This is a genomic window from Acidovorax sp. FG48 (assembly GCF_057809085.1).
The window spans coordinates 296,974-316,653 of sequence record NZ_JBMDJH010000002.1; the positions used below are offsets into that span (position 1 = coordinate 296,974).

The window sequence follows — 19,680 nt, forward strand, 5'->3', positions numbered from 1 at the left end:
TCATTCTTCCCAGGTCACGACGGCATCCACGCCGATGACCTGCCCCGCGTCCATGCGGTTGAACAGCGTGACCTGCGCGCCCATTGCCTCGGCAATCTGCCGGCAGATGGATAACCCCAGGCCCACCCCACCCTGCCCGGCCGAAAACGGCTGGAACAATCGCTGCCGCACAGCGTCGTCGATGCCAGGGCCCTCGTCCCACACCAGCACCTCGCGCCGCCCCGTGCTGTCGCGCAGCAGCACCCCCAGCCGCCCGTGGACGGGCGTGTGGTGGATGGCGTTGGCCAGCAGGTTGCGCATCAGTTCGCCCAGCAGCGCCGCGTCGCCGGGTGCCCACAGCGTGTCGGGGCCCTCCAGCGCAAAGTCAAGCCGCTTGGCCGCAATCAGTGGGGCCAGCTCCATCACGGCCTCGCGGGCAATCGCGTTCAGGTCCACGCTGGGCAACTCGCCCATGCGCTTGAGCTGCTCCACCTTGCTCAGGCTGAGCAACTGGTTGGCCAGGCCCGAGGCGCGGTCCACGGTGTGCAGCATCTGCTGCAGTGCATCGCCCACCAGCATGTCGCCTGCCATGGCGGCCTGCAGCTGGGTGCGCAGCACGGCCATGGGGGTGCGCAGCTGGTGGGTGGCATCGGCCAGAAAGCGCCGCTGCTCCTCAATCCAGCGGCTCTGGCTGTGTTGCAGCTCGGCAAAATGCTGCACGGCGGGCGCGAGTTCTGACGGGCCTTCGTAGATGCGGTCTGCCGTGCCCGCAACGTCGGTGCTCAGCGGCCGCATCAGCGACACATCGGCATGCCGCAGCCATCCCGACGCTGCCCGCGCCAGCAGCACCGCCACGGCGGTCATCGCCAGTGCCAGCAAAAGCACCCACCACAGGCCCGCGCCACCGCCCAGCAGGCTGCGCGCACCGGGCAGGCGCTCGCCCAGCGGGCGCGCCACCTGGCGCACCACGGGCGCAGCTGCAGCTTGCCCGCCCGTCGCCACGGTGGGCTGGTACAAGGTCACGGCCACCCGCACCAGCCGGTCGCCCACCTGCGCCAGGTAGAAGTGCACCGCACCCGGGTCACGTACCGCCTCGGTGGGGGGCACACGCGGCAGGTCGGCGCTGCCCGTCAGGCGTTCGCCGTCCAGATTGCTCTCGCGGTACCAGACGCCGGGCGCTGGCTGGGCAGACAACGATGTGGCCGGGTCTACTGATAGATCAGCAGGCCAATGCGCCAGCGCCTGGCGCAGGGCCTCGTCCTGCGCAGCGGCGTCCTGCTGCGCCTGGTAGGCCCATTGCACCGCGCAGATCACGGCCACCAGCGCCCACAGCGGCACCAACCAGCCCACCAGCAGCCACCGCTGCAACGAGCCGCCACGCGGCCTCCAAGGCCGCTGCTGCCACCAGCGCAGCGTCACCGGGCCACCCCGCCTTTGTCGGATTTTTCGGCTTTGTCCGTCTTGTGGGCGGCCATGCTGTCGGCGTCGCACAGCAGGTAGCCCACGCCGCGCAAGGTCACGATCTCGGCGTTGGTGCCCACCAGCTTCTTGCGCAGCCGGTGCACCACCACTTCCACCGCATCGGCTTGCACCTGCTCGTCCGTGTTGGCAAACACCTGCGTGCGCAGCTCTTCCTTGCTGACCACCCGATCCACGCGCGACATCAGCAGCCGCAGCAGTTCGGACTCCCGCTGCGACAGCTCCAGCGGCAAGGCATCGTTGTAGAACACGCCGCTGCCCGGCTCGCGGTACAGCGCCCCGCAGCGCAACTGCCCGTCGCGCCCCACGCGGCGCGTGAGGGCCCGCAGCCGCGCCACCAGTTCGTCCAGGTCAAACGGCTTGGCCAGGTAGTCGTCGGCTCCGGCCTCCAGACCCGCCACCCGGTCCGTGACCGCCGCGCGGGCCGTCAATGCCAGTACCGGCGTGGTGCTGCCGCCATCGCGCAGGCGCCGCAGCACCTCCAGCCCGTCCAGGCCCGGCAGCGACAGGTCGAGCGTGATCACGTCAAACGCGGTGCGCCGCGCGGCCGCCAGGGCCTCCTTGCCATCGGCACAGCACAACACCTCGAACCCACGCGCCACCAGGCTGCGGCTCAGGGCGCCAGCCAGATCAAAATCGTCCTCGACCAACAGCAGTTTCATCCCCCGATCATGCCGCCTGCGGCAGGCCCGGGCCACTGTGCTTCTACGGACGGGCGATGAAAGGGAAGCGAAAGGCGGGTTCGTCCTTCTGCGGCGGGCCGCTGTACAGTGAGGTCCAGCCTTTTGGAATCCGCCGCCATGAGATCACTTTTGACCCAGCCCGCGCTGTCAGGCACCTGCCGAAAGACCTTGCAACTGCTGGCGGCTGCACTGGCCCTGTGCACGGTGCTGCCCGCCCAGGCCTCGCAGTCCTTGCGCTGCAATGGTTCGCTGGTGGGCAAGGGAGACTCTCCGGTGACCCTGCTCCAGAAATGTGGTGACCCCATCTACCGCCAGGGCGTGTGCGTTTCCATGCTGCAGCTGGGCTGGGTGGTGACGCCCTACCGCCCGGGTAGCCCCGCTGCGGTGCTGGCCAACCAGTGTGTGCCCATGGAAGAGTGGACGTACGACCGGGGGCCTGGCACCTTTCTGGGGGTGGTTCGCATCTACAACGGCGCCATCGAATCCGTGCGCGACGGTGATCGCAGCAGGTAGCGGGGCCCGCTGGTCCTGTTGTCAAATGCGCTGGGGGGCGGTCAACCCTCAAGAAGTCGCGGCGATGACGATGCTGGATTCGTCAAAAACCGCCGTGGCCTGCTGGCCCGTTCGAACCTTGGCTCCTGCAGCAGCAAAGCCCACCAGCTGGATGCCGCTGGGCAGCTGCAGCACCACCTCCGGGGCTGCACCGCGAGCGACGCTTCGCACCACTCCGGCCATGGCATTGCCTGCGGGACTGGCCGGGTCCGGGGCCACCTGAACCGCTGTTGCCTTGCACAGCGCCAGCACACCCAGCCCAGCCTTCAAATCCAGCAACTGTGCGCTGACCCGGGTGATGGATGCGTGCAGCGCCTGCCCATCCGCCAGCAGCAGCTGCACACGCACCTGCCCGCCCACGGCCCGCACCTTGCCCACGGTGCAAGGAAACTGGTTGCGCATGCTGGTGCGCAGCGCCAGTGCAGCCCGGCCGGTCGCTGCGTCGTCGTCGCTGTGCAGTCGGCTCAGCACCTGCTGGCGCGCAGCGGCCAGCGCATGGGCGGCCTGCAGCACCCGCTGGCCGGCGGAGGTGAGCGCGGCCCCGCCGCCGCCGGTGCCGCCCACCACCTTCTCGACCAGCGGCACGCCGGCCAGGTTGGTCAGCGTCTCCAGCGCCTGCCAGGCGGCCTTGTAGCTCACGCCCGCGCCCCGCGCCGCCTCGGAAATGGAGCCCACCTCGCCGATGCGGCGCAGGATGTCGATGCGTTTGTCCGTGACCTCGTGGCCCAGCACATCGGCCAGGGGCAGGGAAGAATTGCTCATGCGGGCATGTTAACTGCGTGGTACGGACGTTTGCGGTACCGCTGTTCATCAGTGGAATAGCGAAGCAGCGGCCATGCTACAGTCCCGCTATTCCAATGAAGAATAGCGAGGTTGCCGTGAAGCGTTTCCTGTTGTCCCTGGCCGCCTCTTTGGCGATGGCGTTTTCAGCCCATGCGGGCGAGGTGTCGGTAGCCGTGGCGGCTAACTTCACGGCCCCGATGCAAAAGATTGCCCGCCTGTTCGAGCAGGACACCGGCCACAAGGCCACGCTGGCTTTTGGCTCCACCGGGCGGTTCTATGCGCAGATCAAGAACGGCGCGCCGTTTGACCTGCTGCTGTCCGCCGACGACGAAACCCCGACCAAGTTGGCCAAGGAAGGCCTGGCGGTCGATGCCAGCCGCTTCACCTACGCCATTGGCAAACTGGCTCTTTGGAGCAAGCAGCCCGGTCTGGTGGATGCCCAAGGCCAGGTGCTCAAATCCGGCAACTTCGACAAGATCGCGGTGGCCGACCCCAAGCTTGCGCCCTATGGAGCTGCCGCGGTGGAAGTGATGACCCAACTGGGCGTGCTGAACACCCTGCGGCCCAAATTTGTGCAGGGCGAGAACATTGCCCAGACCCATCAGTTCGTCGCCACCCAGAGTGCCCAGCTCGGCTTTGTCGCACTGTCGCAGGTGATGGCCGATGGCCGTCTGGTGGAGGGCTCGGTGTGGGCCGTCCCTGCAACGCTCTACTCCCCTCTGCGCCAGGACGCCGTGCTGCTGAATAGGGGCCAGGGCAACGCAGCAGCGGCCGCGTTGCTGCAATATCTCAAGGGTGACAAGGCGCGGGCGGTGATCCGTCGCTATGGCTACGAGCACTGAGATACTCACACCCATCCCCGCCACCGTCTTTTTTCTCCATGCCCCTGGGCCCTGAAGCACTGCAAGCCGTCTGGCTGACCCTGCAGCTCGCCACCCTCACCACCCTCGTGCTGCTGCTGATCGCCACGCCACTGGCGTGGTGGCTGTCGCAAACGCAGTCCTGGTGGAAGGGGCCGGTGGGCGCCTTTGTGACCCTGCCGCTGGTGCTGCCGCCTTCGGTGCTTGGCTTTTACCTGCTGGTGGCCATGGGGCCCGCCGGGCCGCTGGGGCAGTTCACGCAGGCCATGGGCTGGGGCCTGCTGTCGTTCACCTTCACGGGGTTGGTGATGGGCTCGGTGGTGTTTTCCATGCCATTTGCGGTGCAGCCGCTGCAGCACGCCTTTGAATCGATGGGCCGCCGCCCGATGGAGGTGGCCGCCACTTTGCGGGCCAGCCCGGTGGATGCGTTTTTCACGGTGGCCTTGCCGCAGGCCCGAACCGGCCTGCTCACCGCAGCCATCCTGAGTTTTGCCCACACGGTGGGGGAGTTTGGCGTGGTGCTGATGATTGGCGGCAACATCCCGGGCAAGACACGGGTGGTCTCCACCCAGATCTACGGCCATGTGGAGGCCATGGAATACGCCCAGGCGCACTGGCTGGCGGGCGGCATGGTGCTGTTCTCGTTCGTGGTGCTGCTGTGTCTGGCGCTGCTCAAGAACCGTGGCTCGCGGGTGCTGCCATGAGGGCGCCCGGCGACCTGCGCATCCGGCTCGCGCTGCCGCGTGCCGACTTTGAACTGGATGTGGACTTGCACCTGCCCGGCAGCGGCATCACGGTGCTGTTTGGCGCATCGGGATCGGGCAAGACCAGCGTGCTGCGCTGTGTGGCGGGGCTGGAGCGCGCACGCCCTGGCCTGGTGGCCGTGGACGGCGAGGTGTGGCAAGACGATGCCGCCCAGGTGTTTTGGCCCACACACCAGCGGGGGCTGGGCTATGTGTTCCAGGAGGCCAGCCTGTTCGAGCACCTCAACGTGCTGGGCAACCTGCGGTATGGCCTCAAGCGCGCCCGGTCTGCGCAGGCGGAGGCCACGCTGCAGGCTGCCATCGAGCTGCTGGGCATTGGCCGCCTGCTGCAGCGCCGGCCGGGTCAGCTCTCGGGCGGCGAGCGCCAGCGGGTGGCCATTGCCCGCGCCCTGGCAACCTCGCCCCGCCTGCTGCTGCTGGACGAACCCATGGCCGCCCTTGACCTGGCGCGGCGCCAGGAGATCATGCCCTGGCTGGAGCGCCTGCGCAATGAGCTGCACATCCCCATGCTGTATGTCACGCACTCCGCCGACGAACTGGCGCGGCTGGCCGACCACCTGGTAGTGCTGGACGGAGGCCAGGTAACGGCCGCCGGGCCGGTGGACCAGGTGCTGTCGTCCGTGCAACTGCCGGTGGTGCTCGGCGACGACGCGGGCGCGCTGCTGCGCGGCCAGGTGCTGGAGCGGGACACTACCTGGCACCTGGCGCGCGTGGGCTTTGCGGGTGGCGCCATGTGGCTGCGCGACAGCGGCCTACCCGTAGGCCAGCCAGTGCGGCTGCGAGTGCTGGCCCGCGACGTGAGCCTGACGGTGCAGGAGCCCATGCAGACCAGCATCCAGAACCACCTGCCCTGTGTGATCGACTCCATAGCACCCGACGCACACCCTTCGCAAGCGCTGGTGCGGCTGCGCTGTGGCGAGTCATTTTTGCTGGCGCGGGTCACCCACCGGTCCTTGCACGCGCTGGGCGTGGCGCCCGGCAGCGCGGTGTGGGCCCAGGTCAAATCGGTGGCGATTGTTCCCTGATCCAGCCACTAACCGCCGCAACCACGCCTGGATACGGCGCCTTACTGAAACACGCACACTCCGAGTGACTGACTTTTGGCCCGGTACATGGCAGTGTCTGCCGCGCGCAGGTAGTCGTCCACCGTCGCCAGCCTGGATGCGCTGCTGACCAACCCGATACTCGCGCCACTGATCACGGTGTGTTCGCCAATCACATAGGGTGCAGCAAGCGCGGTGGCAATCTGCTGGGCGCGCTGGCTGGCTTCGGCGGGGTCAATGGACTCCAACAGCACATTGAACTCGTCGCCGCTCATGCGGGCGACCAGATCCACCGACCGCACGCAGGATTCGAGCCTCCGCGCCACCTGTTGCAAGAGCTGGTCGCCCACATGGTGCCCGTAGCAGTCATTGACCGCCTTGAACCCGTTGAGGTCCAGCAGCAGCACGGCGAACATCGTGGCCCCACTGCGCGTGGGCACTCCATCCCCGTTCACCCCGTCGCCCTGGTGCAGCGTGATCAGTTGTGCAAGGCGGTCGCGGAACAACGGCCGACCAGGCAAGTTGGTCAGCGCATCGTAGGAGCTGCCACGCTCGGCCAGATCGCTCAACGAGCCCGCCATGCGCACCGCAACGCCGGCTTCGAATTCGGCAAGCCCGCGCCAATTGACCCACACCAGCCGCCCCGCTCCGTGGAACGCGCGGAAGTCCACCGAAAATTTCGCGCTGTTTCCAGACAGGTGCCTGCTGTAGGCCTCCTGTACGCGGGCGCGATCCTCGCGGTCAATCAGTTGCTCCAGAAAGCGCCAGCCGCCCTCGTACACATGGTCGCGGCTCCCCAGCCCGACGATCTGGAGAAAGCGCCCTGACACGTGCAGGGTGTCCGTGCGCAAGTCCCAATACCAGATGCCGTCATTGGAGCCGCGCGTCGCCAGCGAATAGCGGTTTTCGGAGCGCACTAAATCGATTTCGGTGTTCTTCTGCTGGGTGACGTCGATCATCAGGCCGATCATGCGGTTCGGCCGACCCGGCTCGACCACCGCGCGGCACAGGTCACGCACCCACACGACCTTGCCCGACTTGGCAATCAGCCGGTAGCTCATCTCGTAGGCATGGCTGTGCGTGGCGTTGTAAGCGGCATCGTCGATGCGCAGGGCCTCCTCCAGATCATCGGGATGCACATGCGCCCGCCAGAAGCCCGGGTCGGCCCGCCACTCCTCGACGGAGTAGCCAAACAAGCGTTCGACCTGCGGGCTCAGAAAGGTGTTGCCCACGCCGATTTCAGCCTCCCACACCACACCGTCAATGGTTTCCAGCAAGCGCAGAAAGCGCTGGCGCACCTCCACCAGCACCTGCTCGGTGACCTCGGTGATCTCGATCAGGACACCCTGGCGGCTGATCACCCGCTCTGCCGCATCCGTCTCGGGGTGGAACTGCAGACGCACCCAGCGGTAGTCCCCGTCGGCAAAGCGCAGGCGGAACACCGGCATGCCTGAGCGCATGGTGCCAATGTCATCGGGATGCACGAACTCCAGCAAAGACCGCCCGAGGGCCGCCTCAACCGAATGCCCGGTGAGCTTGTGCCACGCCGGGTTCAGATACGTGATCTCCCACAGCGCATCGGTCTGCACCACCGCCTCAGGGAGCAGTTGCAAAAGGTTTGCGGACGGCGCGGGAGTGGTGGGCATGCAGGGGTATCGCAAAACAGGTCAGAGACATGCAGGGCCGCGATGAACAAGTCCTTCACGTGTCGCGCAGCCGACTTGGGGCGGCCTGCCGGGCAGTCAATCCCGTTCCAGCATCGGGCGTGCGCGATCACGGGGACTCAGGCAACGGCGCCTTCACGAATCGAAAAATCAACCATGTGAACCAAGTATGGCATGCATCCAAGTCCTCCCTGGTCTGGCTGGTTAGGAGCCTGGAGGTTCGCGAGCCAGCAACGCCCTCCCCCGCGCTGGCTCACGCACGTCACGACGGCATCAACCGTCAGAACGCCACCTTCACCCCCAGCGTGATGTTGCGGCCCATCAGCGGCGCAGCGGTCTTGATGAACGAGGTGTGTGCATAGGCCAGGCGGTCCGTCAGGTTGTTGGCCTTCAGGTACACCTGCCAGGGCGTGCCGCTGCTGAACTGGCCGTTGTAGCTTACGCCAAGGTTCAGCATGCCGTAGCCGGGCGTGGCGGTTTCAAAGTCGGCCACGCGGTTCTGGCGGGCCACCTGCACCCATTCAACCTGCCCTTCCCACGCCTGCCAGTTGGCATCTAGGCGGATACCTGCGCGAGTGGCCGGGATGCGCGGCAGCAGGCCACCGCCGTCCAACTTGGCGCGCACGGTGTCACCAAACAAAGTGATGCCCAGATTGCGCGTGAGGCGCTGGCGCACCTGGCCTTCAATCCCGGTGAAGGTGGCGTCGGCCTGGCTGTACTGCAGCAGCTGCAGGCCGTCCAGCTCGTCCAGGGTGCGGCCATAGATGTAGTTGTTGATGCGGTTGCGGAAGATGCTCACGCCGAAGGTGGTGTCGCCACTGGTCTTCTTCAGGCTGACATCGATGTTCTGCGAGATTTCGGAGCGCAGGTTGGCATTGCCGCGTTCATAGGTGCTGGTGGCCATGTGCAGGCCTTGGGCGTACAGCTCTTCGGCCGACGGGGCACGGCTGGCGCGGGTGAACGAGGTGCCCACCTGGTAGCCGGGCGTGAACTTCCACACTGCGCCCAGCGATGCCGAGGTGCCGTTGTGGCTGCGCTCGATGCCGCTGGTCTGGGCCTCGGCCGTCTGGCGGTCGTGGCGCAGGGCGGCTTCAAAGCGCCAGTCGTTCCAGCGGTACTCCTCCAGCACGAAGAGGCCTGTCTTGCGGGTCACGGTGGGCTGCACATAGGCCTCCTCGCCCTCGGCGCTGAACTTGCGCTGCGAGGTCTGCAGGCCGATCACGCCCTTGAAGCCGCCGATGGGCTCGTGTTGCAGCTCCACGCGTGTGTCGTAGGCCTTGTTCTTGAAGGTGGTGCTGATGGCGCCGTCTTCGACTTCGTCGTGTTTGTAGTCGGTGACACCTGCCCGCAGCCGCAGTGCCGAGAAGCCCGCAAACGGGTTGCGCAGCTCGCCCCGCACGTCAAAGCGTTCGCTACGCAGGTCCACCACCGGCACATCGCCTGCCGCAGCGTCATGGTCGTGGTCATGGCCGTCGGTTTCGTCGTCCGCATGGGCGCCGCAGTGCAGGTGGTCGCCATGGGTGTGGCAGCCGTCAAAGCTGTGGTTGTGACCAGGCAGGCCGTATTTGGCGGTCTGGCGGGTGTAGGCCGCCCCCAGGTAGCCCTGGTCGCCCACCCACGACAGGCCCACGCTGCCAGTGTCCGTGCGGTTGAAGCTGCCCAGCACCTTGCTGCCGCCCGACCAGCCCTTGCCCACGCGGTAGTCGCCCGCGTCCCGCGCCACGCCCTCTACGTGCACGGCCACGTTGCCCGCACCGCCGGTCAGCGAGAAGGCCCCAGCGCCCTCGCCCGCCCCCGAGTTGGCGCGCAGCTCGGCACTGCCTTCGTAGCCCTTTTGCGGAATGGCGGTGGGCACCTTGCCGTCCAGCACGTTGACCACGCCACCCACGGCGCCGTTGCCATAGACCAGGGCCGACGGGCCGCGCAGCACCTCGATCTGCGTGGCCAGCAGCGGTTCGGACACCACGGCGTGGTCGGGACTGATGGTGGAGGCGTCATGCAGCTCGGCGCCATCGCTCAGCACCTTGACGCGCGGGCCGTCCATGCCGCGGATGATGGGGCGGCTGGCACCGGTGCCAAAGTGGTTGCTGGTGATGCCGGGCTCGCTGTTCAGTGTTTCGCCCAGCGTGGCCTCGCGGCGGCGCACCAGTTCATCGCCTTCCAGCACGGTGGCGGGGGTGGTCATGTCGCTGGCGCCCAATTGCAGGCCGCTGGCCGACACGGTGACAGCGGGCAGGCTGGGTGCGGCGTCCGCCGCGGCAGCGGGCACGGGCGCAGTCTGCGCCTGGGTGGCAACGCTGGTGCCCGACAGCGCCAGCAGGGTTGCCAGAGCCACGGGGTGGAGGGCCGGACGGGCGCAGCGAGAAACAAAGCGGTGGGTAGAAAAGGTGTGGGTCATGGTGGTGGCCTGCAACAAGGCATGCGCGGCGCTGGCGGTGCCAGCGCGCCTGCGCATGCCGACCCGCGCCCTGGGCGCGAGTTGATGAATAAAAACCGCTGCAAGCGCTAGTGAAATATGCGCCAGCAGCTATGAAAACAGGAGTAAAGATGGGCGCGCCGTGGTACGGCCGCTGGCAGCTGCCAGCCACGCCTGCGTATTGCGGCCTGCAGACCGCACCCCTCGCCAGCAGGCACAACACCGCCGCGTTGCCCTGCAAGGCACACAGCGGGTACGCCGACTGAGAAGGTGGGGCTAGGGACCCTCTGCACAAATCAGCGCGCCGTGTGCATCAGCGGGCTCGGGCGGTCTGCCGCGTTGCAAATACTCGCAATAGCTACCGCTATTGCTGCGTTTTGCGCCTTGCAGCCCTTCCCGATCCGCTGCGCACACTTGCCGCTTGATTCGTGCAGAGGGTCCCTAGAGGTGCGCTGCGCGTCAGGCGGCCGGCGGGCCGCGCGCGTGGAACAGCGCAATATGGGGTGTGCTCGCTCGCCCCGCCGCGTGTATGGCGGGCGGCAGGGGCGCATCGGCCGCAGGCAGCGCCAGCGGGGCAGCATGCAATGCGTCGCCCAGCGCCAGCTGGTCGAGCAACAGGCAGTCCACCGGCGCGTGGTGGGCCAGCAGATACGGCAGCCACAGACTGTGGCCCGGTGCGGCAGCGGGCTGCGCAGTGCGGACCGGGTCCCACGCCGACTGCGCGGGCAGCGACGACGGCGCGGCCAGCAGCCCGGCATGGGCCTGGTCCAGCGCGCCCCCGTGCACCACCTGATGCAGCCGCCCCAGCGTGGGCACGACCACCAGGGCCAGCAGCAGCCACGCCAACGCCACGCGCCGCACCACCGCGCTGCGCAGGGCGGCGGATGGCAGGTACTGGGGGCGAAGAAGCGCGTGGGTCACGTCAGGAACGAAAGGGAAAAGGATTGCGGCAGAGGCTGCAGCGCTAAAAGCCGTGGATTATTTCACCGGCACCGCGTCCACCACGCGGTAGTACAGGCCATATTGGTCATTAGGGAGCACGGTGAACTTGCCCTCCACCACCACGGGCTCCAGCGAATAGCGCACGGGCGTCTTGGCCTTGATTTCGACCATGCTCTCGGGCCCGCCCGGCGTGCAGAACGAGCAGGTCAGCGGCACGGAGGTGAGGATGAAGTGCGTCTGCGTCGGTTTGGCATCCAGCGGCACCATGAAGCCCTGGATGCGCTGCGTGGTCTTGTCCATGCCCTTCTGGGCGTCGTTGAACACGGGCAGGATGCCGTCCTTGGTGGTCTTCTTGCTCAAATCGGTCAGCACCGACCAGGGCACCACGTCGTTGCGCTGGGGCAGCGGGGCAATCGGGCTGTTGGGGCTGTGATACCCCGCACCCGACCCGGCTGGCACGGCAGTGCCCGCACCCGCAGGCAGGGGCGACGACAGCACCGGTGCTGCGGCCGCGCCTTCTTTGGCGCGCTCAAAAGCGCCCGGCGCGGGCTTGGTGGCGGCGCCTTGCTGCGCATGTGCACCGCCCGCCACAGCCAGCGCGGCGGCCAGACAAGCCAAGCGAGCCATTCGGCCGGTGATGGGCAAGGGGTTCAAGGTGCAGGACATGGCGGGGACTCCGGGCGAACCAACATCAAACAAACAGGCGCTCAGTGCGCGTGCTTCATGCCGCAGTATTTTCCGATGGCCAGGTTCCGGCATGCCGCCTGCAAATCTTTCTGGCACTGGTCGTGGCCCTTGCCGGATTCCAGGCACTTGGCGGCCGCCTCGTGCGCGGCGGCCATCGCACGGTGGCGGGCGATGTCTTCCTGAGTGTCCTTGTCGTTGTGGGCTTGGGCGTGGGCCAGGGCACCGGCGAGCAGCATGGGGGCCAGGGCGAGCGCGGAGATCAGGTGCTTCATGGTGGGTCCTTCCAGGTGATTCAGAGAATTGGGTCAAACAAAAACGGGGGTGTTCAACGGGACGGTCATGGCTGGCTGAGCAAGTCGGCCACATCGGTCCGGTAGGCCTGCATGGCCGGCAGCAGCGCGGCCAGCGCCGCCACGCCTGCGGCCAGCAGCGGCACCCCGCCTTCGGCGGGCAGCCAGATCCAGCCTGTCACCGGCAGCAAACCTTGCGCCTGCAAAGCCCAGCCCAAGGCCTGCGCCAGCCCGTGGCCCAGCAGCAGCCCCAGCATGGACGCGAGCGCGGCCAGCCACAGCGCCTCCCACAGCACCAGCCCGGCCACGCGGCCCGGGGGGGCGCCCAGCATGCGCAGCATGGCCAGGTCAGCGCGGCGCTCGCGCACGGCATTCCACAAGGCGATGAACACACTGAGCGCGGCCACGGCCAGCAGCACGCCGCCAAAGGCGCGCAGCACATCGGCCCCTACGCCCAGCAGGCGCAGCAGGCGTGTGACCTCGATGGCGGGCGCCGCCGCCTGCATCGATGTGCCGCCGTTGATCAGGCGCGGCAACGTGATGGCCGCCATGGGCGTGCGGTAGCGCACCAGCGCCACAGTCACCTCGCGCTCTTCCTTCAGAATTTCCAGGTCTTCGGCATCGTTGGCCGTGGCGGTCTCGTGCACCATCCAGACGGATTCGGTACTGGTCAGGATCAGCCGGTCCAGCACACAGCCGCAGGGCGCGAGCACGCCGCTCACGCGATAGGGGTGGTCGCCGTGCGCATGCCCTCCTCCACCCAGGCCATGGCTGCCGATGAAGGTGGCGCCGACCAGCGGCGCACCTGCGTGGCTGGCCTTGACAATGCCGCGCGCCACGCTGGCGCCCAGCACCGCGTCCATGGGCTGCTGCCACAGCGCGCCTTCGGCCAGCGTGGCCGCGTAGTGCGTGATGTAGTCCGGCGTGGTGCCCACGATGCGGAAGCCCTGGTAGCTGTCACCCAGGCTGAGCGGGATGACCTGCGCCACCAGTGGGTTCTTCTGCAGCGTCTGCACCTCTTGCAGCGGGATGTTGCCCGTGGGCACGTCGATGTGGAACACGCCCGCCAGGATCAGCTGCAAAGGGCTTCCCTTGGCGCCCACCACCAGGTCGATGCCGCTCAGGTCGCGCTCGAACGCCTTGTCGAGCTGCGTGGCCACCAGCAGCACCAGCGTGATGGCGGCCAGGCCCAGCGTGAGCACCAGCAGGTTGAGCACGGCCGCCAGCGGGCGGGACCAGAGGTAGTGCCAGGACAGGCGGGCGAGCTTGAATACTCCTGAATTCATAGCTGCTCAGGCATATTCAACCGGCGCTCTGGGCCGATTTCATTCAAATCGAGGGTCTGGACACCCGCCAGGGCGGACACCACACGCTGGTCATGCGTGGCTATCACCAGGCTGGCGTCGCAGGCCGCAGCACTCTGCTGCAGCAACGCCAGCGCATCCGCAGCTGCCTCGTCGTCCAGGCTGGCCGTGGGCTCATCGGCCAGCAGCACCTGCGGCGCCAGCAGCACGGCCCGCGCCAGCGCCACGCGCTGCGCCTGCCCGCCCGAAAGCTGATGCGGCTTGCGCGCGGCCAACTCGGAGACCCCCACCTGCGCCAGGGCGCGCTGGATCGCCGCATCGTCGCGCGGCAGCCCGGCCGCAAAGTACGCCAGCGCCAGGTTGTCCGCCACGGTGAGTGCGCTGCTGAGGTACAGCTTCTGCGGCAAAAAGCCAATGGTGCGGGCACGCCAGGCATCAATCTCGGCCCCACGCTGCGTGCCCAGCTGGGTGCCCGCCACAAACAGGTCACCCCCACTGGCACCGCGCAGCCCCGCCATCAGGGCCAGCCAGGTCGACTTGCCGGTGCCCGAGCGCCCCCGCAGCAGCAGCGTGCCGCCCTGGCGCAGATCCACATCCGGAAAGCGCAGCGGCGCCGCACCGCCTGCGGCATAGGTGTAGGACAGCCCCCGCGTGCGGATCATGCGGCGGCACCCTCAGCTGGGTGCGCACAGTCGGCACAGCGTCCGTGCACGGCAACGTCCACTGCCAGGCTCTCATGCCCTGCGGTGGCCAGCGCCTGCAGCACCTGCTGGAGGGCCTTTTGCACCTTGGCCGAACCCTGCGACAGGCGGAACTGGCGATGGCAGTCGTCGCATTCGAAGCGCGGTGCGGCACCCTCTTCGCCCTGCGGAGCCAGCGCGTAGCGCGTCACGCGTGCGGCATCCACCTGCTTGTGCAAGAGGCCAGCCCCGGCAAAGCGGTCAAGCATGCGGTACACCGTGACTTTGTTGACCGCAGCCCCTGCTTCGGCCAAGGCGACTTCGACCTCAGCCTCTGACAGGGCTGTGTTGGGCCGCGCCACATACAACTGTTCCAACGCGCGCGTGGCGCGGGTGGCCCGCATGCCTTCTGGCAAAACCCAGGCGCGGTGGGACGGCAGGGACGCTGCGGAGTGTCGAGGCGTGGGCATGGCTGTTGGGGAAAGAGGCGGGAGCAAGGGGCGGGCAAAGCAGGCACCCCAATAACGCAAACGAATTGCATTATGCCGGTGCTTTGCTGCCGCAGAGCGCAATCCCCCCAGGCAGGGCAGGCTATGACCAGAGCCGATAGAACCAGTAGCTGTCGTCGTTCTCCTGCACCCGCTTGACCAGTTCGCCGGGGCTGACGCCCGTCACGCGCCGTGCTTCGCGGCACAGGTGAGACTGGTCTGCATAACCCGCGCTTTGGGCCACATCCTGCCAGCGCGGTGGGTGGCCGGACCGTTCGCCCTGCAACCGAGCGCGCACAAGGGTGTCCTCGGCGCGCGAGAGCCAGCCAAGCCGGCGCAACGACTGGCCTGCCCAGACGCGCGCCAGTCGCTCCAAACTGCGCACGCTGTCGCCCAGCCCTTCCACAATGGCGTGGGCACGAAGGTCGCGCATCCACCGCACTGAGGCTGAGCCCTCCGATGCCGGTGCGTTTCGCAGTCGGTCGGCCTGCTTCACATGCTCTTCAAGCAACTCCATGCGCTGCTCATCCGAGGCCGCACTGCGCACCCGGTGGCACAGCACCCGCCATTGGGCGGGAAGCACTTCTTCTGCGGGCAGCAATCCATCCACCAGCGTGCTGATGTCCAGGCCCGTCATGCGATGGAACGCCTGCGGATGAAACACGACCCCAAAGGTGCGCACCGGCCCAGGGTTGCGCGTGACCAGCGGGCGGGACTGCGGACCCAGCAGCAGGGTGGCTGGCAACTGGCGCACGCCGCACAGGTCATCGCCCAGTTGTTCCGAAGTGCCCTCCAGGTACCAGGCGATGCCGCAGTAGACCGAGGCGGGGTACCGATTGGTCCGCCCGGCCGCGTCGGCATCGGCCGTGGTGTCTTTGGTGATGTAAGCACGGATGCTGCCAGCGCACGACAGCGGCGGCAGTGCGACGGAAGCAAAGGGGAGCGAGATCCTGGCGCGCATGGCGGCCGATCGTAAACAGTTTTTGATGGCTCGGCCATGGCGAAAACATTCAAGACACGGACAAAGCCAGATCGCAGAATCCGCCCACCATGACACCCACCCGCCCCACCATGCACTCCAATGCCATCTCTGCACCCCAGCCCCTCCTGGCTTCCGCTCAACCCAGCCACACCGCGTGGCTGTGTGGCATCTCTCGGGCCCGCCATCAATTGCTGGATGCAGGTGAGGTCTTCAAGGATGAGCTGGCGCTGGACATTCTGGGACCGGATGAGGCCAAGCGCGTCATTGAGGAGGTGGAGGGCAACGGCCCGCGTGGGCGCAGGCGTGAAGGTGGAAGCATTTCGCAGGCCATGCGGGGCGCTTTGGCTGCGCGAAGCCGCATTGCCGAAGACACGCTGGCTGAGGCCGTCGCTGCTGGCGCCACCCAATACGTGCTGCTGGGCGCCGGCCTTGACACCTTCGCCCTGCGCAACCGGTGGCCGCAGGGACTGGAGCGCGTGTTCGAAGTGGACCACCCCGCCACCCAGCTATGGAAGCGCCAATTGGAGGAGCGCGCCGGTCTCCGCATGCCTACCGCGGCAAGCTATGTGCCCGTGGATTTCGAGCAGCAAGACTTTGTAGCGCAATTGATGGCCCATGGCTGGCAGCCCGGCCACCGCACGGTGTTCTCGTGGCTGGGGGTGACGATGTACCTGGCGCCCGCTGCCGTCGAGGCCACCCTGGCACGGATTGGCGCGACGGCCGCGCCAGGAAGCATGGTGGTGTTCGACTATTTACGCCGCCCTGCGGCCCTGGATGTGCCCCGGCGCCTGGGTTTGCGGCTCATGGCGCGGCGGTTTCGCCGCATGGGCGAGCCCTGGCGCTGCTTTCTCGGAGACCAGGAACTGCAATCGCTGCTGTCGCGCCACGGCTTCGAAAAGCATGAATTCATTTCCCCGCGCATGCTGATGCGGACGCTGCTGGCGTCCCACACGCCCAGCCCGCTTCAGCGGGCGCTGGGCGGCATCATGGGCGGGGTGGCGCGCGTACAGGTCGCCGAACGCAGTCCCAGAGCCGCCGCGGCTGCGCAGCCTACTGGCCCTTCAGGTACTTCGCAAACGTTTTCCTGAACTTCTCCACCTTCGGCCCCACCACAAACGCGCAGTAGCCTGCGTTGGGGTTCTTTGCGAAATAGTCCTGGTGGTAGGCCTCGGCCGTGCTGTAGTTTGAAAGCGGCTTGACCTCGGTGGTGATGGGCGCGCCAAACAGCTTGTCTTGTGACATCTGGCGGATCATGGCGTTGGCGATCTCGCCGTGCTCGGGGTTGTCGTAGTAGATGCCGCTGCGGTACTGCGTGCCCACATCATTGCCCTGGCGGTTGAGCGTGGTCGGGTCGTGGGTGTGGAAGAAGATTTCCAGGATCTCCTCCAGGCTGATCTCGTCGGCATCGAACGTCAGTCGCACCACCTCGGCGTGGCCGGTGTCGCCCTGGCAGATCTGCTCATAGCTGGGGTTGATGGTGTGGCCGTTGGTGTAGCCGCTTTCCACATCGGTGATGCCGCGCACGCGGTCGAACACGGCTTCGGTGCACCAGAAGCAGCCGCCGCCGAGGGTGATGGTTTGTGGGTTGTGGGCCATGTGGGTCTCCATGCGGTTCGGGGGAAGAACGTTGGCGGCATGGTACGCGCCCTCACCCGCCGCAGTGCGGGCGGGGGCATTGGGTCTGTGCGGCTGGGCGGCTATTCCGTTTCCAAATCATCCGTGTCTAGGCGCGAAGCCGCAGACAGTGCTGTAGCACGGCAAGGCAAAGCACCAACGACACGGATGATTGAGAAGCGGAATTACTCGTACTGGCGTCCTTGGGCCATCAACTCAGGCGTGCCGATCAGCGCATTCAAGCCGTCAAAGTCCATCATCCGGTCCTTGAACGGCGCGGTGGTCTGGTGCGTGTGCAGGCTGGCGTAGTAGTCCTGCAGCGTGTGCGCCACCGCACGCGCCGTGCCGCCCGGGAAGATCACGATGCGAAAGCCGCGCCGCTGCAGCTCTTGCGCGCTCTGAATGGGTGTCTTGCCGCCTTCGACCATGTTGGCCAGCAGCGGGATGCGGTGGGCAAAGCGCTGGCAGGCTGCGTCCATTTGCTCGGGGGTGCGCAGGGCTTCGATGAAAAGCGCATCCACGCCACATTCCAGGTACACCTCCGCACGGTCGAATGCGGCGTCGATGCCCTCGACGGCCAGCGCGTCGGTGCGGGCCAGGATCAGCGTGTGGGCGCTGCGGCGCGCATCCAGCGCGGCCTTGAGCTTGCCGCACATCTCGCCCACAGGCACCACGGTCTTGCCGTCCAGGTGCCCGCAGCGCTTGGGAAAGCCCTGGTCCTCAATCTGGATCATGGCGGCGCCCGCGCGCTCAAAGCCGCGCACGGTGCGCTGGGTGTTGAGGGCGTTGCCAAAGCCGGTGTCGGCATCGACGATGACGGGCGTGCGCACGCGCTCGGTGATGCGGGCCAGGGTGTCTTCCACCTCTGTGTAGGTGGTCAGGCCTACGTCGGAGCGCCCCAGGCGCGTGTAGGCAATGGAGGCGCCCGAGAGGTACAGCGCCTCGAAGCCCGCCTGCTCGGCCACCAGGGCGCTCAGGGCGTCGTACACGCCGGGAGCCAGGATGGCGCGGGGTTCGTGCAGGCGTTCTTTCAACGATAAGGTGGTCATGTCTTCAAACTTTCTGGCGGATCAGTTCGGCCGCCGTGTTCGCAGCGATGTATCCACCGGCCACGGCGCTGAGCAGACCGTTGCCGGAGAGGTAGCCCCAGACCGCGTCGCCCGACACGCCACGGGCCGCACCGCCTGCAGCCAGCAGATTGGGAAATGGCTGGCCGTGCTGCCTGAGCACGCGGCACTGGGCGTCGATGTCCAGCCCGCCCTGGGTATGGAACAGCGCGCCCGTCACCTTGACGGCGCAGAACGGTGCCTGCAGCGGACGCGCAAATACGCGGCGGTTTTGGTCGTTTTGACCGCTAGCGCTAGTGATGCTTGCCAGAGTAGCTATCAATTTTGATTCTTCGCAGCCGATGGTGGCCGCCAGCGCCTGCACGCTGTCGCAGTGCTTGACGGCTCGTGCCGCCTCGGCATCGACAAAGTCTGGAAAGCCACGCGCCAGTGCGAGGATGGGCGCGTCGAACACGTTCCACGCCACGCCGCCCGGCTGCGCCAGCACATGCACCGAGGCCTCGGAGTAGCCCTGTGTCTCGTCATGAAAGCGCTCGCCCAGCGCATTGACCTGGATGCCACCTTCCATCATCAGCGCCCACGAGATGAGCGCACCCTGCGGAATGGCCCAGGAGCCATGGCCCTGGTAGCCGCCCAGGTCGGCCAGCCGAGCGCCCAACTCGCGACCCCAGGCAATGGCGCTGCCGTCGTTGCCGGTGTGTCCGGCAAACAGGGCATCGCGCATTTCGGGCAACAGCTCGCGCACCATGGCCGGGTTGCCGCCAAAGCCGTTGCAGGCCAGGATGAGTGCGTCGCAGGCCAGGTGCTCCAGCGTGCCGTCGGGCCGCTCGTAGCCCACGCCGATCATGCGCTGCTGGGCGTTGACCCACAGCTCGCGCACGGTGGCTTCGGTGATCAGCGGGATGTCGACCGCCGTCACCGCGTTGGCCAGGCGGCCCATCAGGCCCACGCCGGTTTTCTCGGGCGTGGCGTGCATGCGGCGCACGCTGTGGCCGGGGTACAAAAATCCATCGAGCACCTGCCACTGCAGGCCATGGCGGTCTTGCAGTGCATCGAGCGCCGGGCCGATGGCCTGGGCATAGGCCTGCACCAAATGGGGCGCTGCCCTGCCCTTGGCCTTGGCGCTGATGTCGGCGGCAAACCGCTCCGGGCTGTCATCAATGCCCGCCGCGCGCTGCGCCTGCGTGCCGGGCGCGGGGATAAAGCCAGATGAGAGGGCCGATGAGCCCAGCGGGGTGGCATCGCGCTCCAGCACCGCGCAGTCCACACCGGCGTCGTGCAGCATCAGCGCCGCAGTCAGCCCACAGGCGCCGCCGCCCACGATGAGCACAGGCACATGCGCGTCCTGCGCCACGGTGCCAGGCATGCGCTCGGCATGGCAGATGCGGGGCGTGCTCATGGGC

Annotated in this window: 21 protein-coding genes; 6 read left to right on the forward strand and 15 right to left on the reverse strand. The window is 67.3% G+C overall.

Annotated elements, in window-relative coordinates; translation table 11 throughout:
• Positions 1-1,398, reverse strand: coding sequence for a sensor histidine kinase (locus tag ACODSU_RS04405; protein ID WP_488840384.1), 1,398 nt, complete (start codon positions 1,396-1,398; stop codon positions 1-3).
• Positions 1,395-2,120: a response regulator transcription factor gene (locus ACODSU_RS04410; RefSeq protein ID WP_056644518.1), complete on the reverse strand. Its 726-nt coding sequence runs from the start codon at positions 2,118-2,120 to the stop codon at positions 1,395-1,397. Before ACODSU_RS04410 ends, ACODSU_RS04405 begins: the two co-directional genes overlap by 4 nt.
• A gap of 138 nt (positions 2,121-2,258) precedes the next feature.
• Here ACODSU_RS04410 and ACODSU_RS04415 point away from each other — a divergent pair, with 138 nt between their 5' ends.
• The gene (locus ACODSU_RS04415; RefSeq protein WP_295938784.1) at positions 2,259-2,654 is read left to right on the forward strand and encodes a DUF2845 domain-containing protein; all 396 of its coding nucleotides are present in this window, start codon (positions 2,259-2,261) and stop codon (positions 2,652-2,654) included.
• A gap of 48 nt (positions 2,655-2,702) precedes the next feature.
• Here ACODSU_RS04415 and ACODSU_RS04420 read toward each other — a convergent pair whose 3' ends face one another.
• A complete protein-coding gene (locus tag ACODSU_RS04420; protein ID WP_488840387.1) occupies positions 2,703-3,455 on the reverse strand; it encodes a TOBE domain-containing protein in 753 nt (250 codons plus the stop codon).
• A 95-nt stretch (positions 3,456-3,550) separates the two neighbouring features.
• Here ACODSU_RS04420 and modA point away from each other — a divergent pair, with 95 nt between their 5' ends.
• From modA to modC, 3 genes are read left to right on the forward strand one after another with little or no spacing between them, the layout of a single operon-like run.
• A complete protein-coding gene (modA, locus tag ACODSU_RS04425; protein ID WP_488840389.1) occupies positions 3,551-4,318 on the forward strand; it encodes a molybdate ABC transporter substrate-binding protein in 768 nt (255 codons plus the stop codon).
• A gap of 38 nt (positions 4,319-4,356) precedes the next feature.
• Positions 4,357-5,040 carry a molybdate ABC transporter permease subunit gene (gene modB, locus ACODSU_RS04430; RefSeq protein ID WP_488840391.1) on the forward strand — a complete coding sequence of 228 codons (684 nt, stop codon included), beginning with the start codon at positions 4,357-4,359 and terminating at the stop codon, positions 5,038-5,040.
• Positions 5,037-6,125 carry a molybdenum ABC transporter ATP-binding protein gene (gene modC / locus ACODSU_RS04435; RefSeq protein ID WP_488840393.1) on the forward strand — a complete coding sequence of 363 codons (1,089 nt, stop codon included), beginning with the start codon at positions 5,037-5,039 and terminating at the stop codon, positions 6,123-6,125. The genes modB and modC overlap by 4 nt, the downstream gene beginning before the upstream one ends.
• Before the next feature lie 41 nt (positions 6,126-6,166).
• Here modC and ACODSU_RS04440 read toward each other — a convergent pair whose 3' ends face one another.
• Positions 6,167-7,789 carry a PAS domain-containing protein gene (locus ACODSU_RS04440; RefSeq protein WP_488840395.1) on the reverse strand — a complete coding sequence of 541 codons (1,623 nt, stop codon included), beginning with the start codon at positions 7,787-7,789 and terminating at the stop codon, positions 6,167-6,169.
• A gap of 298 nt (positions 7,790-8,087) precedes the next feature.
• On the reverse strand, positions 8,088-10,205 hold the full coding sequence (locus tag ACODSU_RS04445; RefSeq protein ID WP_488840397.1) for a TonB-dependent receptor domain-containing protein: 2,118 nt from the start codon (positions 10,203-10,205) through the stop codon (positions 8,088-8,090).
• A gap of 131 nt (positions 10,206-10,336) precedes the next feature.
• Here ACODSU_RS04445 and ACODSU_RS04450 point away from each other — a divergent pair, with 131 nt between their 5' ends.
• Positions 10,337-10,489 (forward strand): hypothetical protein, encoded by a 153-nt coding sequence (locus tag ACODSU_RS04450; RefSeq protein WP_488840399.1) that lies wholly within the window; start codon positions 10,337-10,339, stop codon positions 10,487-10,489.
• A gap of 193 nt (positions 10,490-10,682) precedes the next feature.
• Here the strand turns inward: ACODSU_RS04450 and ACODSU_RS04455 are convergent, their stop codons facing one another.
• The 7 genes from ACODSU_RS04455 to ACODSU_RS04485 form a co-directional block, all read right to left on the reverse strand.
• Entirely contained in the window at positions 10,683-11,144 is a 462-nt protein-coding gene (locus ACODSU_RS04455) for a hypothetical protein (protein WP_488840401.1), read from the reverse strand.
• Between the two features lie 57 nt (positions 11,145-11,201).
• The gene (locus ACODSU_RS04460; protein WP_488840403.1) at positions 11,202-11,831 is read right to left on the reverse strand and encodes a DUF3299 domain-containing protein; all 630 of its coding nucleotides are present in this window, start codon (positions 11,829-11,831) and stop codon (positions 11,202-11,204) included.
• A gap of 41 nt (positions 11,832-11,872) precedes the next feature.
• On the reverse strand, positions 11,873-12,124 hold the full coding sequence (locus tag ACODSU_RS04465; RefSeq protein ID WP_488840405.1) for a hypothetical protein: 252 nt from the start codon (positions 12,122-12,124) through the stop codon (positions 11,873-11,875).
• 65 nt (positions 12,125-12,189) lie between these two features.
• Complete coding sequence (locus tag ACODSU_RS04470; protein ID WP_488840407.1) at positions 12,190-13,428, reverse strand: FtsX-like permease family protein; 1,239 nt, start codon at positions 13,426-13,428, stop codon at positions 12,190-12,192.
• Entirely contained in the window at positions 13,425-14,108 is a 684-nt protein-coding gene (locus tag ACODSU_RS04475) for an ABC transporter ATP-binding protein (RefSeq protein ID WP_488840409.1), read from the reverse strand. The genes ACODSU_RS04470 and ACODSU_RS04475 overlap by 4 nt, the downstream gene beginning before the upstream one ends.
• Complete coding sequence (locus tag ACODSU_RS04480; RefSeq protein ID WP_488840550.1) at positions 14,105-14,530, reverse strand: Fur family transcriptional regulator; 426 nt, start codon at positions 14,528-14,530, stop codon at positions 14,105-14,107. The genes ACODSU_RS04475 and ACODSU_RS04480 overlap by 4 nt, the downstream gene beginning before the upstream one ends.
• A gap of 187 nt (positions 14,531-14,717) precedes the next feature.
• Entirely contained in the window at positions 14,718-15,575 is an 858-nt protein-coding gene (locus ACODSU_RS04485; protein WP_488840411.1) for an AraC family transcriptional regulator, read from the reverse strand.
• A gap of 89 nt (positions 15,576-15,664) precedes the next feature.
• On the opposite strand from ACODSU_RS04485, the gene ACODSU_RS04490 reads away from it, so the two are divergent.
• Positions 15,665-16,684 (forward strand): class I SAM-dependent methyltransferase, encoded by a 1,020-nt coding sequence (locus ACODSU_RS04490; RefSeq protein ID WP_488840413.1) that lies wholly within the window; start codon positions 15,665-15,667, stop codon positions 16,682-16,684.
• Here the strand turns inward: ACODSU_RS04490 and msrA are convergent.
• The 3 genes from msrA to ACODSU_RS04505 form a co-directional block, all read right to left on the reverse strand.
• The gene (gene msrA, locus ACODSU_RS04495; RefSeq protein WP_488840415.1) at positions 16,647-17,192 is read right to left on the reverse strand and encodes a peptide-methionine (S)-S-oxide reductase MsrA; all 546 of its coding nucleotides are present in this window, start codon (positions 17,190-17,192) and stop codon (positions 16,647-16,649) included. The genes ACODSU_RS04490 and msrA overlap by 38 nt on opposite strands.
• Positions 17,193-17,395: 203 nt before the next feature.
• Positions 17,396-18,259, reverse strand: coding sequence for an isocitrate lyase/PEP mutase family protein (locus ACODSU_RS04500; RefSeq protein ID WP_488840417.1), 864 nt, complete (start codon positions 18,257-18,259; stop codon positions 17,396-17,398).
• A 4-nt stretch (positions 18,260-18,263) separates the two neighbouring features.
• A complete protein-coding gene (locus tag ACODSU_RS04505) occupies positions 18,264-19,676 on the reverse strand; it encodes an FAD-dependent oxidoreductase (protein WP_488840419.1) in 1,413 nt (470 codons plus the stop codon).
• Between the last annotated feature and the right edge of the window lie 4 nt (positions 19,677-19,680).

Bases quoted from the DNA above. Each gene is read 5' to 3' on its own strand.
- ACODSU_RS04465 (WP_488840405.1), bottom strand. From the start codon at position 12,124: ATGAAGCACCTGATCTCCGCGCTCGCCCTGGCCCCCATGCTGCTCGCC.
- ACODSU_RS04480 (WP_488840550.1), bottom strand. From the start codon at position 14,530: ATGCGGGCCACCCGCGCCACGCGCGCGTTGGAACAGTTGTATGTGGCG.
- ACODSU_RS04505 (WP_488840419.1), bottom strand. From the start codon at position 19,676: ATGAGCACGCCCCGCATCTGCCATGCCGAGCGCATGCCTGGCACCGTG.
- modC (WP_488840393.1), top strand. From the start codon at position 5,037: ATGAGGGCGCCCGGCGACCTGCGCATCCGGCTCGCGCTGCCGCGTGCC.
- ACODSU_RS04445 (WP_488840397.1), bottom strand. From the start codon at position 10,205: ATGACCCACACCTTTTCTACCCACCGCTTTGTTTCTCGCTGCGCCCGT.
- ACODSU_RS04420 (WP_488840387.1), bottom strand. From the start codon at position 3,455: ATGAGCAATTCTTCCCTGCCCCTGGCCGATGTGCTGGGCCACGAGGTC.
- ACODSU_RS04485 (WP_488840411.1), bottom strand. From the start codon at position 15,575: ATGCGCGCCAGGATCTCGCTCCCCTTTGCTTCCGTCGCACTGCCGCCG.
- ACODSU_RS04440 (WP_488840395.1), bottom strand. From the start codon at position 7,789: ATGCCCACCACTCCCGCGCCGTCCGCAAACCTTTTGCAACTGCTCCCT.
- ACODSU_RS04470 (WP_488840407.1), bottom strand. From the start codon at position 13,428: ATGAATTCAGGAGTATTCAAGCTCGCCCGCCTGTCCTGGCACTACCTC.
- ACODSU_RS04475 (WP_488840409.1), bottom strand. From the start codon at position 14,108: ATGATCCGCACGCGGGGGCTGTCCTACACCTATGCCGCAGGCGGTGCG.
- ACODSU_RS04450 (WP_488840399.1), top strand. From the start codon at position 10,337: ATGAAAACAGGAGTAAAGATGGGCGCGCCGTGGTACGGCCGCTGGCAG.
- msrA (WP_488840415.1), bottom strand. From the start codon at position 17,192: ATGGCCCACAACCCACAAACCATCACCCTCGGCGGCGGCTGCTTCTGG.
- ACODSU_RS04410 (WP_056644518.1), bottom strand. From the start codon at position 2,120: ATGAAACTGCTGTTGGTCGAGGACGATTTTGATCTGGCTGGCGCCCTG.
- modA (WP_488840389.1), top strand. From the start codon at position 3,551: ATGAAGAATAGCGAGGTTGCCGTGAAGCGTTTCCTGTTGTCCCTGGCC.
- ACODSU_RS04415 (WP_295938784.1), top strand. From the start codon at position 2,259: ATGAGATCACTTTTGACCCAGCCCGCGCTGTCAGGCACCTGCCGAAAG.
- ACODSU_RS04460 (WP_488840403.1), bottom strand. From the start codon at position 11,831: ATGTCCTGCACCTTGAACCCCTTGCCCATCACCGGCCGAATGGCTCGC.
- ACODSU_RS04500 (WP_488840417.1), bottom strand. From the start codon at position 18,259: ATGACCACCTTATCGTTGAAAGAACGCCTGCACGAACCCCGCGCCATC.
- ACODSU_RS04490 (WP_488840413.1), top strand. From the start codon at position 15,665: ATGACACCCACCCGCCCCACCATGCACTCCAATGCCATCTCTGCACCC.
- modB (WP_488840391.1), top strand. From the start codon at position 4,357: ATGCCCCTGGGCCCTGAAGCACTGCAAGCCGTCTGGCTGACCCTGCAG.